The sequence below is a fragment of the Bacillus sp. CCNWLW194 genome, from assembly GCF_037120585.1.
Lineage (GTDB): Bacteria > Bacillota > Bacilli > Bacillales > Bacillaceae_G > Bacillus_A > Bacillus_A basilensis.
Map to the genome: position 1 here is coordinate 1 of NZ_JBBBBL010000009.1, position 13,053 is coordinate 13,053.

The following is a 13,053-nucleotide window of genomic DNA, read 5'->3' on the forward strand; positions in this document are numbered from 1 at the left end:
CGTTCATCCTGAGCCAGGATCAAACTCTCCAATAAAGTTAGTTTGTCTAGCATCTAAAAATAAAAATTGACGTTTCACGTTGTTTGTTTCGTTCAGTTTTCAAAGAACTACTTGGTCGCTCATTTGCGACTTCCTTATGTTAACATCTTCGTTTTTCGATGTCAACTAAGTTTTTCAATTTCTTTTTTGTCGTTTTCTGCGTTTCCGCATCAGCGACGGTTATTAATATATCATGCAGAAAAATGAAATGCAACACCTTTTGAAAACTTTTTTAAATTAACTACATTTCTTTTTTAATATCATATACTTAAACGAAATATCTCTTTCATGTATGAGCAATTCCTACATATATTCTATATAAAGTTACTCTATCAAAAAGCGTTTCTTTCTATAATAAACGTTTTATTCATATACCATATCATACAAGGAGGAATATATATGGACTATACCGATTTATTAATCAAACTAGGTCTCTCGGCAATTTTAGGATTTGCCATCGGTTTAGAGCGCGAATTAAAACGGAAACCACTTGGTTTAAAAACTTGTTTAGTTATTTCTATCATTAGTTGCCTCCTGACGATTGTTTCTATTAAAGCAGCTTACAATTTACCACATACCGACCATATGAATATGGATCCTCTTCGACTTGCAGCTCAAATTGTATCTGGAATTGGTTTTTTAGGTGCCGGTGTTATTTTACGTAGAGGAAACGATAGTATTGCAGGATTAACAACTGCTGCTATGATTTGGGGTGCTTCCGGTATCGGTATTGCCGTTGGGGCCGGATTCTATATCGAAGCGATTTTCGGGATGTGTTTCCTTATGATTAGTGTAGAACTTATACCATTAACAATGAAATTTGTAGGACCTAGATCATTTCGCCAACGTGATATCGTAGTGAAACTTGTTGTGCGAAATATGGACAATATCCCGGTTGTAATTGAAGAAATAAAAGAAATGGATATAAAAGTGAAGAATATGAAGCTTAAAACGTTAGAAAATAGCTCTCACTATTTACATCTTAAATTATGTATCGATCAAAAAAGACATACTGCCGATGTTTACTACGCTCTCCAACATCTTGAAAGTGTCCAACAAACTGAAGTGGAAAGTATGTAACAGAAAACAAACTCCCTTTATAAATTAGAGAGTTTTTCTTTTTTCTATAATGGTAACAATGAATGTAGTCCTGCAAAGTAAGGAGGAATTGGCAATTGAAATCCCGTCCAAAATTAGTAGATACATTTCGTGATTCCATTATTTTTCGTTTAATTTGCTTTATTATTGTACTTACTGCTTTTTCCGGCTTTCTTATACATAGATTAGAGCCATCGCACTTCACCACATGGTTTGATGGAATTTGGTGGTCAATCGTTACAATTTTCACTGTTGGCTATGGTGACTTTGCCCCGCATACACTAATAGGCAAGCTTATCGGTATGGGTATTATTTTATTTGGAACCGGTTTTTGTTCTTATTATATGGTTCTATTCGCCACTGATATGATTAATAAACAATATATGAAAGTTAAAGGAGAAGAAGCTGCGACCTCTAACGGTCATATGATTATTGTCGGCTGGAACGAACGGGCAAAACACGTTGTAAAACAAATGCACATCTTACAACCGAACCTTGATATCGTTTTAATTGATGAAACACTTTCTTTACTTCCAAAACCATTTCATCATTTAGAATTTATAAAGGGATGCCCCCATCACGATCAAACGTTATTAAAAGCTAATATTACAACTGCTCACACTATATTAATAACAGCTGATAAAGAAAAAAACGAAAGCTTAGCTGATACACAGTCCATCTTAAATATTTTAACTGCAAAAGGACTCAATCCAAACATTCACTGCATCGCAGAACTTCTTACTTCTGAACAAATACAAAATGCAACGAGAGCTGGTGTATCAGAAATTATAGAAGGAAATAAATTAACGAGCTATGTTTTTACCGCTTCTCTTTTATTCCCTTCTATTTCAGGTGTACTATTTTCACTTTACGATGAAATCTCTGATAACAAATTACAACTGATGGAGCTTCCTCCATCCTGCACCGGACAAACTTTTGCAAATTGCAGCTATACTCTTTTAAAGCAAAACATTCTCTTATTAGGTATAAAGCGCGACGAACAATATATGATTAATCCAGTCCATTCCTTTGTTCTCATTGAAAGCGACATACTCATTGTTATTCACCATTAATAAAATGACGCTCTAGTTCTTGTACAAGCACTTTCCCAATATTGATATATTTTCTTTTCACATCTCCATCTGGATCTTTCGGCTCAGCAAATTGATCCATCCCACTCGTTCCAGCTGTTAAAGTATTCACATGATCATCTAGTTCGTCTTGATATACGTGCGAAAGAATATACGGCGTTTCAAGGCGGACTACTACACCAGGTACATCTAGTTCTCCATCAATGGCTGTAAATGGCACTCGTAAAAATTGATAGCCATCTTCTTCATCGATTTTATAATCAAAGCATCCTTTATCATAATCCCAGTTGCCACCAATGCTATATCCGAGTGGCTTCATTATTTCTTCTAACTTATATAACGCATATGTACGTCCTTCTAAATTTGATTGAATCGGAATCAAGTCCATCCCTCCTAGACTTTTTCTTTAGCATACCCACTCTAGTTTGAATATATTGATGGACTTTTCGATGAAATAATAAAAAGCGGCCGGATTCCGGCCGCTTTTTATTATTTTAAACGCTCTTCTAATTCTGCTTTTAATTCTTCAAATCCTGGTTTACCAAGTAAAGCAAACATGTTTTTCTTGTATGCTTCTACCCCTGGTTGGTCAAATGGATTTACGCCTAATAAGTAGCCGCTCATCGCACATGCTTTTTCGAAGAAGTATACAAGGTAACCGAATGTGTACTCATTTAATTCAGGAATATTTACGATTAAGTTTGGTACTCCGCCATCGCTATGTGCAAGTAATGTACCTTCGTATGCTTTTGTGTTTACGAAGTCTACAGTTTCACCAGCAAGGTAGTTTAATCCATCTAAATCGTTTTCTTCTGCTTCAATTGTCAGTTCATGTGTAGATTTACCTACTTTAAGAACTGTTTCAAATAAGTCACGACGACCTTCTTGAACGTATTGACCTAATGAGTGTAAGTCAGTTGAGAAGTTTGCTGAAGATGGGAAAATACCTTTTTGATCTTTTCCTTCACTTTCACCAAATAACTGTTTCCACCACTCAGCGAAGTATTGAAGTGCTGGCTCATAGTTAACAAGCATTTCAATTGTTTTTCCTTTATTGTATAGAGCGTTACGAACTACCGCGTATTGGTAAGCTGGGTTTTCTTCTAGCTCTGATGTTCCGAAGTCATCATGACCAGCAGCTGCACCTTTCATCATCTCTTCAATATTTAAGCCACTTACTGCGATTGGTAATAAACCAACTGGCGTTAATACAGAGAAACGTCCTCCAACATCATCCGGAATAACGAATGTTTCGTAACCTTCGTTATCAGCTAATGTTTTTAATGCACCACGCGCTTTATCTGTAGTTGCATAAATACGTTTGCGAGCTTCTTCTTTTCCATACTTTTCTTCTAATAACTTACGGAAAATACGGAATGCTAGTGCTGGCTCTGTTGTTGTACCTGATTTGGAAATAACGTTAATAGAGAAGTCTTTACCTTCTAATACGTCCATTAAATCTTTCATGTAAGTGGAGCTAATGTTTTGTCCAACAAATAGCACTTGTGGAGTTTTACGTTGTTCTTTAGAAAGCGTGTTGTAGAAAGAATGGTTTAACATTTCGATTGCTGCACGTGCTCCTAGGTAAGAACCACCGATACCGACAACAAGTAAAATGTCAGAGTCATTTTTAATTTTTTCTGCGCATTTTTGAATGCGAGTAAATTCTTCTTTGTCATATTGAAGCGGAAGGTCTACCCACCCAAGGAAATCGTTCCCAGCTCCAGTTTTTTCGTGGATTGCGTGATGTGTTACTTTCACTGCATCACGTAAATAAGTGATTTCATGTTCACCGATGAAGGATAACGCTTTAGAATAGTCGAACGTTACATGTGTACTCATCTTTTTCCCTCCAATTATGGATATGTATTTCTGTATTCACTTTAGCGAAACTGAAGTTGTAAATCAAGCGATTCACCCATTGTAAACGTAACCAATATATATTTTTTAGAAAAAGTTCATTTTTTGCATAAAAATTCGCATTTTTCGGTATAGATGTATATACATCCTATTTCAAACATTTTTTATGTATAAAAACAACATAACTACCCCATTCTATAAAAGAGTTAATTAACTCATCGCTTGCTCATGCTTCACAACTAAGGGGGGGCTTTTTCATGAGTACTCTGCAACGTATCGCATTAGTTTTCACTGTAATTGGCGCTGTGAACTGGGGACTAATCGGGTTCTTCCAGTTTGACTTAGTGGCAGCCATTTTCGGTGGACAAAACTCAGCTCTTTCACGTATTATTTACGGCATCGTTGGTCTTTCTGGGCTTATCAATCTTGGTTTACTCTTTAAACCATCAGAAAATCTTGGCACTCACCCAGAAACGAACGAAATTCGCTAGTCAGTATGTCTTTACTTCACCTCCGACATACGAATATGATTGCATGCAATCATATTTGCAAATATATATCATAAGATAAAGTAAAAGAGGAACGCTCATATGCGTTCCTCTTTTACTTTGTTAACTCGGACTCTTCAATCCATTCTGTTAGCTTTTCTCGCAGCGTATTAAATCCGTTCTCAGATGGATTCGGTATAAGAATCCGTCCTTGTTTTCTTTTCGCCGCTTTTAACGATAAACTCATTTTTCTGTGTTCTTCATCAATTGAAAGTACTTTTACTTCTACTGTATCGCCGACTTTTAAAAAGTCATGAATATCCTTTACATATCCATTTGTAATTTCAGATATATGCACAAGTCCTTGCGTTTCTGCATCTAACGCTACAAATGCACCGTAATCTTGAATCCCAGTCACTTTCCCTGTTACAACCACTCCTGTTGTATATTGTTCTGACATATGAAACACTCCCATACGTTTACCATTTTCTCTACAATTGTAGATAGCAAAGCAGATGATTTATTGTTAAATATCCGATTAGTTAGTACGTACCCTAAGTAAAGCTACTCAGGATACGTATACCTTATATTAGTAAATTATACCACTATGACAGAACGCATTCAAAATTCATGAAAAAATTTCCTTAAGGAAGTATAATTCTCCAATATTAGGATAGAATACTAACACATGGCTTTCTAGTATTCCCCCCCTTTTATGGACAAAACGTATTGTGTTTTGTCCTTTTTTTATTCTCTACGAACCGTTCCATTCTCTTCATTGCTTCCATTAGTTGTTCAAGCGATGTTGCATACGAGCAACGAATAAATCCTTCACCACTTTCGCCAAATACACTTCCAGGTACAACAGCCACTTTTTCTTCTAATAATAACTGTTCTGCAAATTCCGCCGAAGATAGTCCAGTTGAAGAAATAGAAGGAAAGACATAAAATGCTCCGCCAGGCACATGACATGTTAATCCCATTTCATTGAAAGATGTCGTCATAAAATTACGGCGTTTCTTATAACTATCTCTCATCCGAATTACTTCATCATTCCCCGCGCGTAACGCTTCAAGTGCTGCGAACTGAGACATCGTCGGTGCACACATCATGGAATATTGGTGAATTTTGAGCATTAATTCTGAAAACTGAACAGGAGCTGCAATCATACCAAGGCGCCATCCTGTCATCGCAAATCCTTTTGAAAACCCTGAAATTAAAATCGTATGGTCACGCATATTTTTAATACTCGCGAAACTTGTATATACTTCGTCGTATACGAGCTCTGCGTAAATTTCATCAGATAATACGATTAAATTGTACTTCTCAACAATCACTGCTATTTCTTCGAGCTCGGACTTATTTAACATTGCACCTGTTGGGTTATTTGGTGAACAAAGTAAAATTGCTTTTGTTTTCGCTGTAATAGCTGCTTCGATCTGCTGTGGTTGTACTTTAAACTCATTTTCTAAAGTAGTCGCCACAGGAACCGGAACTCCTCCAGCTAATGTCACAAGCGGGGCATAAGAAACGAAACTTGGTTCAATAATGAGTACTTCATCATCAGGATTTATAATGGTGCGCATCGCTACATCTAACGCCTGACTCGCTCCAACTGTAACAATGATTTCATCGTTTGGATCATAAGATACTTCAAATTGTTTTTTTAGATACTTTGCTATTTCTTGACGGAGCTCCAATAATCCTGCATTTGCTGTATATGACGTATATCCTTGTTCTAAAGAACGAATACATGCTTGCCTCACGTTCCAAGGTGTAACAAAGTCAGGCTCTCCTACTCCAAGAGAAATAACACCTTTCATATTTGCTGCTAAATCGAAAAACTTTCGAATACCAGATGGTTGTAAAGATTCTGCCGATCTAGATAGTTCAAATTGCTTCATGGCGTCACCACAATTCGCTTATCGTCATCGTTTTTGTCATAAATAATTCCCTCATGTTTATACTTCTTCAAAATGAAATGCGTTGTTGTAGAAACGACAGATTCAATTGTTGCTAATTTCTCAGAAACAAACATCGCTACTTCTCCCATCGTCTTTCCTTCTAATGTAATAGAAAGATCGTATGCCCCTGACATTAAATACACAGATTTCACTTCTGAATAACGATAAATTTGTTCAGCAACCGCATCGAATCCAACGCCGTGCTTTGGCGTAACTTTCACATCGATCATTGCCGTTAAACCTGTATGTTCTTTCACCTTCGTCCAATCGATATGTGTTACATAATCCACGATAATCTTTTCCGCTTCTAATTTCTCAACCATTTTCTTTATTTCTTCTACTTCTATATTTAACAGCTTCGCTAATGTATCTACAGATAATCGACTACTTTTTTCAAGACAAGCTAATAATTCTAATTCTTTTTCTGTCACCATATAAATCATCCTTCCTTTTCGTTTGTGTCTAAATTATACAAATACACTTTCCAGTTTGAAAAGAAGATTTTTTTAGTGAATTATGTCAAAATAAAGTGAAACTTTAATCCATGGAAAGGTTCACCCCATGGATTATTAGCCCACACCAATCGGGCTTTTACGAGCAGTTGATCTCCCACCTCACTTCTTTGCCTCAACCGTCTTTTTAGGTGGAGTCTTACTGCTCGTTAAAGCGGGGTAAAGTGAAACTTTAATCAGTGAAAAAATACGTGATAAAGCGAAAGGGGATGGAACCGTGAAACCAAAAGTTTATATTGCTGAACCAGTTCCAACATTTGTAGAAAACTATTTATCAGAACACTGTGATTATGAAAAATGGGAGCAAAATGAGAAGGTACCTCGTGATGTTCTATTGGAGAAAATACAAGATAAAGATGGTTTATTAAATTTTGGATCTGCTATTAATGAAGAATTATTGGAGGCGGCTCCTAACTTAAAAGTAGTGAGCAACATTTCTGTCGGTTACGATAATTTTGATTTACAAGCGATGGCAAATCGAAATGTAATCGGAACAAATACACCATACGTACTAGATGATACAGTAGCTGACCTCGTTTTCGCTCTTATGCTATCTGCTGGTCGCCGTGTTTGTGAACTCGACTCTTACGTAAAAAATGGTGAATGGAATGCCGAAATTGGAAAAGAGCACTTCGGACTGGATGTACACCATAGTACAATCGGTATTATCGGTATGGGCCGAATTGGAGAAGCCGTTGCAAAACGAGCGAGATTCGGATTTGATATGAATGTTCTTTATTACAACCGTCGCCGTAAAGAAGAGGCTGAACAAAAATTCGATGCTACATATTGTGATTTACAGACGATACTAAAACAGTCTGACTTTATCGTTCTTCTTACTCCATTAACAGATGAAACGTATCATCTTATCGGAGAAAAGGAATTTTCATTAATGAAAGAAACAGCTATTTTCATTAATGCTTCTCGCGGGAAAACAGTAGATGAAGAAGCATTAATCCATGCATTAGCAGAAAAGAAAATCTTTGCAGCAGGCATCGATACTTTTACACAAGAGCCAATTCAAAAAGATAATCCGCTCTTATCATTACAAAATGTTGTGACTTTACCGCACATCGGATCTGCAACGTTAAAAACTAGGCAGCAAATGGCTATGACAGCCGCTGAAAATTTAGTTGCAGGCTTACAAGGAAAAACACCGCCTAATGTTGTTCGCGGGTAATGATAAATAAACGAAAGGCAAGATGACATCGTCATCTTGCCTTTTTTTGTTAACATATTTTCTTTTCTCTTGGAGATGATATGAACAAAAATCAATGGAGTGACAAAAAATGAATCACGAATATACTTGTCCTTATTTCACTTTTTCCACTCGCGGCACTACTATTCATTACGAATTGTATGAACATGATAATAAAACGGAACGTCCTACTTTTGTGCTCGTTCACGGCTTTTTATCTTCCTCATTCAGTTACCGCCGTCTCATTCCTTTACTATCGAAAGAAGGAACAGTCATTGCTCTTGATTTACCACCGTTCGGAAAAAGTGATAAGTCTCATCTGTTTAAGTATTCTTATCACAATTTAGCAACGATTATTATCGATTTAATCGAACACTTATCTCTCTCAAACATTGTATTAGTTGGGCATTCTATGGGTGGGCAAATTTCTCTTTATGTAAACCGTATACGTCCTGAATTAATTTCAAAGACGATTTTACTATGCAGCTCGAGTTATTTAGCACGCGCAAACTTACCTTTAATGTATTCTTCTTATTTGCCGTTCTTTCATTTATACGTAAAGAACTGGATTATACGCCGCGGCATTGTTCATAACTTAATGAATGTCGTTCATGATCATTCATTAATTGACGATGAAATGAAGGAAGGTTACTCCGCTCCTTTTTATGACAACCGTATATTCCCCGCTTTAACTCGTATGATACGAGATCGTGAAGGTGACTTATCTTCAATTGAATTAAAAAAAATTGAAACACCTATACTGCTCATTTGGGGTGAAAAAGATCGCGTCGTCCCTGTACATGTAGGTCATCGTCTACACAAAGATTTACCGAATTCGAAATTTATTTCTTACGAAAATACAGGGCATTTACTACCTGAGGAAAAACCTGAACATGTTTATGAAGAAATTATCGCGTTTTCCGCGCAATAATATAAAAAAGGCTGTCGGAATTTCCGACAGCCTACAATGAACAACTTCCGCCTTCTTTTATTACAAGTAATTCCACAGCTAACTTCTCACATTTTTCAAGCGCAGGTACTTCCTCAAAAGACATAAAGTATATATGTTGAATCTTCTTTGCGATGTATTTTGGATCATCAAACACACTTGCGACGTTCACAGCATCGCTCGCTTCTGTTTCATAAAACTCCGGTCCCATTTGAAACGGATCCCAATTCTTCACAACCTCTATCATCTTTTCATATGTACCCATTCGCTTCCCGCCTTTTCACTTTTTAATACTTTTCTTTATCCTATCACATCAGCTATTCTATAAGAAGAGAGAGAACTTTCATAACTTAACGGTTTTACAGAAGAAGGGGGCAAACTTATGCAACTATTTCATAAAACAGTCAATCGACGTGGAACTCATAGTATAAAATGGGATACATATAAAAACGAAGAACTTATCCACGCTTGGATTGCTGATATGGATTTTGAAGTACCACAACCAATTCAAACTGCTTTAAAGAAACGTATCGAGCATCCTATTTTCGGCTATACACTTCCTCCCGAAAATATTGGCGATATTATTTGTAACTGGACAAAAAAACAGTACAACTGGGATATTCAAAAAGAATGGATTGTCTTTAGCGCTGGGATTGTTCCAGCTCTTAGTACGAGCATACAGGCCTTCACAAAGGAAAACGAATCCGTTCTCGTACAACCACCTATTTATCCCCCATTTTTCGAAATGGTCACAACAAACAACAGACAATTATGCATAAGTCCATTACAGAAACAAAATGATACATATACGATAGACTTCGAGCATTTAGAAAAACAATTTCAACAAGGCGTCAAACTCATGCTTCTTTGTAGTCCTCACAATCCGATCGGACGTGTTTGGTCAAAAGAGGAACTCACACAACTTGGCGCGTTATGTACAAAATATAATGTAATCGTTGTAGCAGACGAAATTCATTCTGATATTATTTATGCAGATCATACACATACACCGTTCGCTTCCTTATCCGAAGAATTAGCAGCGCGCACGATTACTTGTATGGCTCCGAGTAAAACATTTAATATCGCTGGATTACAAGCATCGATTATTATCATTCCAAACGAAAAACTCCGTCAAGCCTTTACATCTATCCAATATAGACAAGGATTCCACGGATTAAATATATTCGCCTATACAGCGATGCAAAGTGCCTATACAGAATGTAACGATTGGCTAAATGAAATTCGATTATATATAGAAGATAACGCTCAATTCGCTTGTAAATATATTAAAGATCACATACCTACTCTTTCCGTAACGAAGCCAGAAGGTAGCTTTTTATTATGGATTGATTGCTCTCGCCTACAACTTTCTCAAAGTGAGCGCACCACATTGCTTGAGGAAAAAGGGAAAATTATCGTTGAACCTGGTGAGAAATACGGATTAGGCGGCGAAGAACATATTCGAATTAACATCGGCTGTCCAAGATCTGTTTTAGAAGAAATTTTAAATAGAATGCGCCATACGTTTTCATCATAAGAAAGGAGGCTGTCCTACATCATTTGGGACAACCTCCTTTATCGATATCTTTTCAATTACGTCTCACAAAAAAAGCTACCATGCACGGTAGCTTTTACTTTTTCTTCATATCCGATGCTTTTTTTACAATGACGCCACAAGCAATTCGATCACCGGATTTACCTGTCGGTTGTGTCATGCCATCATCAGCGTTTTCTGTAATAATAATAGACGCTCCATCTTTTCTATGAATCGTCGTTTTTCCTTCTTCAAGTGTTATATGCGGCGCATCGATTTCTGCTTTAATTTTTCCAGAACCGTCTGCGATTACGTTCGGTAAATCACCGTTTTCTGCACCCTTCGGATTAAGAAGTCCATGTTTTTTATTATCAGGATTAAAATGATTCCCAGATGACTCAAAACGTGGTGCTTTACACTCGCCAATTTCGTGTACATGTATACCGTGCGGGCCAGGTGCAAAACCTTCTCCTTTAATCGTAATTTTCACTCCGCTTGTTTGTTGTACTACTTTCGCAGTCCCTACTTCATCACCTGAAGCATTATGTAATTTTACGTCAATTTCTTTCGGCTTTCCTTGGTCACAACCCGCCATCAGAAATAATAAACAACAACTGAAAAAAAGCCGTTTTTTCATTCAATTCCCTCCAAAATATATTCTGCCCTTAGATTGTCCGAGCATAGAGGGAAACATACAAAAATGAATTACTGTTTCTTTTCTGCTAACAATTTTTCTTCAACCTTCTGCAATCGGTCTGCTTCTCGTTTTGATACACGAATGAACATACGCCACGTGGCAACAGCACCAATGATAAATAGAACGCAAACAATCCCTGGAATAATATATTCTGTTTTATCTTCCGGAAAATATAAAGGCATCATATGAAACACTCCTTATTATAGGATTAACAAACCATCAGAATTTTCTGTTATATTATTTTAAATTATAGTTGAACCGATTCATATTCTCAAGGGGTGTTCCGAAAGCGAATGATTTCTTTGACTCCTTCTGCTACTTTCCTTACTATAAACTTGAGGTGAAAAATATGAGAGAAACATTTGAAATTGGTGAAATCGTTACTGGTATTTATAAAACGGGAAAATACATCGGCGAAGTTACAAATAGCCGCCCTGGTAGTTACGTCGTAAAAGTATTAGCTGTTTTAAAACATCCGGTGCAAGGTGACTTACATAACGTAAAACAAGCTGACGTACCATTTTTCCATGAAAGACGCGCTTTAGCTTTCCGTGAACAGACGAACATTCCAGAACAAATGGTGAAGAAATATGAAGGAGAAATTCCAGAGTATACAGATTCACTCAAATTAGCATTAGAAACTCAAATGAATTCATTTTCTGAAGATGATTCACCTTTTGCGGTTCGTAGTCTAGAAACATTAGAGCAATTAAAAAAAGACTATAAACTTTAAAAAAACAAAACGACCAAATTACATACTGTGCAATTTGGTCGTTACTGTGTACTCACTTTCTTTAACACTTTTGAAAAATCAACAAGTTCTCCCAACGTTGGAGGTGCTGGTTTCACTAAATACTCTTTATCTTTTTCTACTAACTTAAAAATATTATACGTCGTCATCGCATCATCTAGCGCACAATGATGCTTACCCGTCCCTACTTTTCCATACGCCTCAATTGCTTTCCACAACCCTGTTTGATTTCTCTCCCCAAAAAACTTCTTATACTCAAGCGATAAATCACGGCACTGTCCTAAGAATGGAAAGTCGACTCCCGCCATTTCACAATTATGCTTCAACACTTTCATATCCATATTTCCCCACGTAACAATGGTCGGTTTACATCTCTTTTCATATTCTGCAAGTTTTTCAACGAGTTCTGGAAACGAAATTCCTTTATCTACGGCTTCTTGTTTAATCCCTAAAAATTTCTTGCATCGATCTGTTAAAGAAGGAAAAGTTTTCGGCCTAACATGAGCTGAATACGTGTCTTCTACCTTACAGCCAACAACCGAAACGAGTCCTACCTCAATAATCTCCGGGAAAAATCCTTTTGGTTTTTTTCTGTGCTGGGGCATCGTAAACTCAAAATCCAAAAATAAAAATCGTTGTTCATCCATACGATCCCTTCCTTATCATCTTTGTCATTCCTTTCTATTTGACACTCCTACACGAACAAGCTCGAATGCTAATTCCATTTTAAATATTCAGATTGGATGTATCTTATATATATGTCAAATGCCCACAAATATTTTTAAAAATAAGAAAAAGTAACCGTTGCAGAAAATATAACAAAATACGCCCTTTCATTTACATCCTCCATTTTTCTACTTTATAATGACTTT

At 36.7% G+C, this 13,053-nt stretch carries 16 protein-coding genes; 7 read left to right on the top strand and 9 right to left on the bottom strand.

The genetic code is table 11. The features are described 5' to 3' along the window. Positions 1-438: 438 nt before the first annotated feature. Both V7S50_RS19990 and V7S50_RS19995 read left to right on the top strand, forming a co-directional pair. The gene (locus V7S50_RS19990) at positions 439-1,119 is read left to right on the top strand and encodes an MgtC/SapB family protein (protein ID WP_242256541.1); all 681 of its coding nucleotides are present in this window, start codon (positions 439-441) and stop codon (positions 1,117-1,119) included. A 95-nt stretch (positions 1,120-1,214) separates the two neighbouring features. Beyond that, positions 1,215-2,210 carry a potassium channel family protein gene (locus V7S50_RS19995; protein WP_242256539.1) on the top strand — a complete coding sequence of 332 codons (996 nt, stop codon included), beginning with the start codon at positions 1,215-1,217 and terminating at the stop codon, positions 2,208-2,210. On the opposite strand, the gene V7S50_RS20000 is transcribed toward V7S50_RS19995, so the two are convergent. Beyond that, complete coding sequence (locus V7S50_RS20000; protein ID WP_242256536.1) at positions 2,197-2,610, bottom strand: YugN-like family protein; 414 nt, start codon at positions 2,608-2,610, stop codon at positions 2,197-2,199. The genes V7S50_RS19995 and V7S50_RS20000 overlap by 14 nt on opposite strands. 107 nt (positions 2,611-2,717) lie before the next feature. After that, positions 2,718-4,070 (bottom strand): glucose-6-phosphate isomerase, encoded by a 1,353-nt coding sequence (locus tag V7S50_RS20005; RefSeq protein WP_063222082.1) that lies wholly within the window; start codon positions 4,068-4,070, stop codon positions 2,718-2,720. Positions 4,071-4,345: 275 nt separating this feature from the next. On the opposite strand from V7S50_RS20005, the gene V7S50_RS20010 reads away from it, so the two are divergent. Further along, entirely contained in the window at positions 4,346-4,579 is a 234-nt protein-coding gene (locus V7S50_RS20010) for a DUF378 domain-containing protein (protein ID WP_063222083.1), read from the top strand. Between the two features lie 112 nt (positions 4,580-4,691). Here the strand turns inward: V7S50_RS20010 and yugI are convergent, their stop codons facing one another. The 3 genes from yugI to V7S50_RS20025 form a co-directional block, all read right to left on the bottom strand. Continuing rightward, positions 4,692-5,036 (bottom strand): S1 domain-containing post-transcriptional regulator GSP13, encoded by a 345-nt coding sequence (yugI, locus tag V7S50_RS20015; protein WP_000003765.1) that lies wholly within the window; start codon positions 5,034-5,036, stop codon positions 4,692-4,694. Between the two features lie 253 nt (positions 5,037-5,289). Further along, a complete protein-coding gene (locus V7S50_RS20020; protein ID WP_252209182.1) occupies positions 5,290-6,480 on the bottom strand; it encodes an aminotransferase in 1,191 nt (396 codons plus the stop codon). After that, on the bottom strand, positions 6,477-6,974 hold the full coding sequence (locus tag V7S50_RS20025) for an Lrp/AsnC family transcriptional regulator (RefSeq protein WP_242256532.1): 498 nt from the start codon (positions 6,972-6,974) through the stop codon (positions 6,477-6,479). The genes V7S50_RS20020 and V7S50_RS20025 overlap by 4 nt, the downstream gene beginning before the upstream one ends. Before the next feature lie 265 nt (positions 6,975-7,239). On the opposite strand from V7S50_RS20025, the gene V7S50_RS20030 reads away from it, so the two are divergent. Continuing rightward, a complete protein-coding gene (locus V7S50_RS20030) occupies positions 7,240-8,232 on the top strand; it encodes a 2-hydroxyacid dehydrogenase (RefSeq protein WP_252209279.1) in 993 nt (330 codons plus the stop codon). 109 nt (positions 8,233-8,341) lie between these two features. Further along, on the top strand, positions 8,342-9,181 hold the full coding sequence (locus tag V7S50_RS20035; RefSeq protein ID WP_063222087.1) for an alpha/beta fold hydrolase: 840 nt from the start codon (positions 8,342-8,344) through the stop codon (positions 9,179-9,181). A gap of 31 nt (positions 9,182-9,212) precedes the next feature. Here the strand turns inward: V7S50_RS20035 and V7S50_RS20040 are convergent, their stop codons facing one another. Further along, entirely contained in the window at positions 9,213-9,464 is a 252-nt protein-coding gene (locus V7S50_RS20040; RefSeq protein WP_242256530.1) for a YugE family protein, read from the bottom strand. A gap of 117 nt (positions 9,465-9,581) precedes the next feature. Between V7S50_RS20040 and V7S50_RS20045 the strand changes: the two genes are divergently transcribed. Continuing rightward, positions 9,582-10,736, top strand: coding sequence for a MalY/PatB family protein (locus V7S50_RS20045; RefSeq protein WP_242256528.1), 1,155 nt, complete (start codon positions 9,582-9,584; stop codon positions 10,734-10,736). 94 nt (positions 10,737-10,830) lie between these two features. Here the strand turns inward: V7S50_RS20045 and sodC are convergent, their stop codons facing one another. Both sodC and V7S50_RS20055 read right to left on the bottom strand, forming a co-directional pair. Next, complete coding sequence (gene sodC, locus V7S50_RS20050; protein ID WP_088027852.1) at positions 10,831-11,370, bottom strand: superoxide dismutase [Cu-Zn]; 540 nt, start codon at positions 11,368-11,370, stop codon at positions 10,831-10,833. A gap of 68 nt (positions 11,371-11,438) precedes the next feature. Continuing rightward, positions 11,439-11,615 (bottom strand): hypothetical protein, encoded by a 177-nt coding sequence (locus V7S50_RS20055; RefSeq protein WP_000982762.1) that lies wholly within the window; start codon positions 11,613-11,615, stop codon positions 11,439-11,441. Positions 11,616-11,779: 164 nt separating this feature from the next. On the opposite strand from V7S50_RS20055, the gene V7S50_RS20060 reads away from it, so the two are divergent. Next, positions 11,780-12,163 carry a kinase-associated lipoprotein B gene (locus V7S50_RS20060; RefSeq protein WP_101168059.1) on the top strand — a complete coding sequence of 128 codons (384 nt, stop codon included), beginning with the start codon at positions 11,780-11,782 and terminating at the stop codon, positions 12,161-12,163. A 41-nt stretch (positions 12,164-12,204) separates the two neighbouring features. Here V7S50_RS20060 and kapD read toward each other — a convergent pair whose 3' ends face one another. Continuing rightward, positions 12,205-12,828 (bottom strand): 3'-5' exonuclease KapD, encoded by a 624-nt coding sequence (kapD, locus tag V7S50_RS20065; RefSeq protein WP_048553468.1) that lies wholly within the window; start codon positions 12,826-12,828, stop codon positions 12,205-12,207. Between the last annotated feature and the right edge of the window lie 225 nt (positions 12,829-13,053).

What these genes read in the sequence shown, in the direction of transcription:
- V7S50_RS19990 (WP_242256541.1), top strand. Translation starts at nt 439, where the DNA reads ATGGACTATACCGATTTATTAATCAAACTAGGTCTCTCGGCAATTTTA.
- V7S50_RS20005 (WP_063222082.1), bottom strand. Translation starts at nt 4,070, where the DNA reads ATGAGTACACATGTAACGTTCGACTATTCTAAAGCGTTATCCTTCATC.
- V7S50_RS20010 (WP_063222083.1), top strand. Translation starts at nt 4,346, where the DNA reads ATGAGTACTCTGCAACGTATCGCATTAGTTTTCACTGTAATTGGCGCT.
- yugI (WP_000003765.1), bottom strand. Translation starts at nt 5,036, where the DNA reads ATGTCAGAACAATATACAACAGGAGTGGTTGTAACAGGGAAAGTGACT.
- V7S50_RS20020 (WP_252209182.1), bottom strand. Translation starts at nt 6,480, where the DNA reads ATGAAGCAATTTGAACTATCTAGATCGGCAGAATCTTTACAACCATCT.
- V7S50_RS20025 (WP_242256532.1), bottom strand. Translation starts at nt 6,974, where the DNA reads ATGGTGACAGAAAAAGAATTAGAATTATTAGCTTGTCTTGAAAAAAGT.
- V7S50_RS20035 (WP_063222087.1), top strand. Translation starts at nt 8,342, where the DNA reads ATGAATCACGAATATACTTGTCCTTATTTCACTTTTTCCACTCGCGGC.
- V7S50_RS20040 (WP_242256530.1), bottom strand. Translation starts at nt 9,464, where the DNA reads ATGGGTACATATGAAAAGATGATAGAGGTTGTGAAGAATTGGGATCCG.
- V7S50_RS20045 (WP_242256528.1), top strand. Translation starts at nt 9,582, where the DNA reads ATGCAACTATTTCATAAAACAGTCAATCGACGTGGAACTCATAGTATA.
- sodC (WP_088027852.1), bottom strand. Translation starts at nt 11,370, where the DNA reads ATGAAAAAACGGCTTTTTTTCAGTTGTTGTTTATTATTTCTGATGGCG.
- V7S50_RS20055 (WP_000982762.1), bottom strand. Translation starts at nt 11,615, where the DNA reads ATGATGCCTTTATATTTTCCGGAAGATAAAACAGAATATATTATTCCA.
- V7S50_RS20060 (WP_101168059.1), top strand. Translation starts at nt 11,780, where the DNA reads ATGAGAGAAACATTTGAAATTGGTGAAATCGTTACTGGTATTTATAAA.
- kapD (WP_048553468.1), bottom strand. Translation starts at nt 12,828, where the DNA reads ATGGATGAACAACGATTTTTATTTTTGGATTTTGAGTTTACGATGCCC.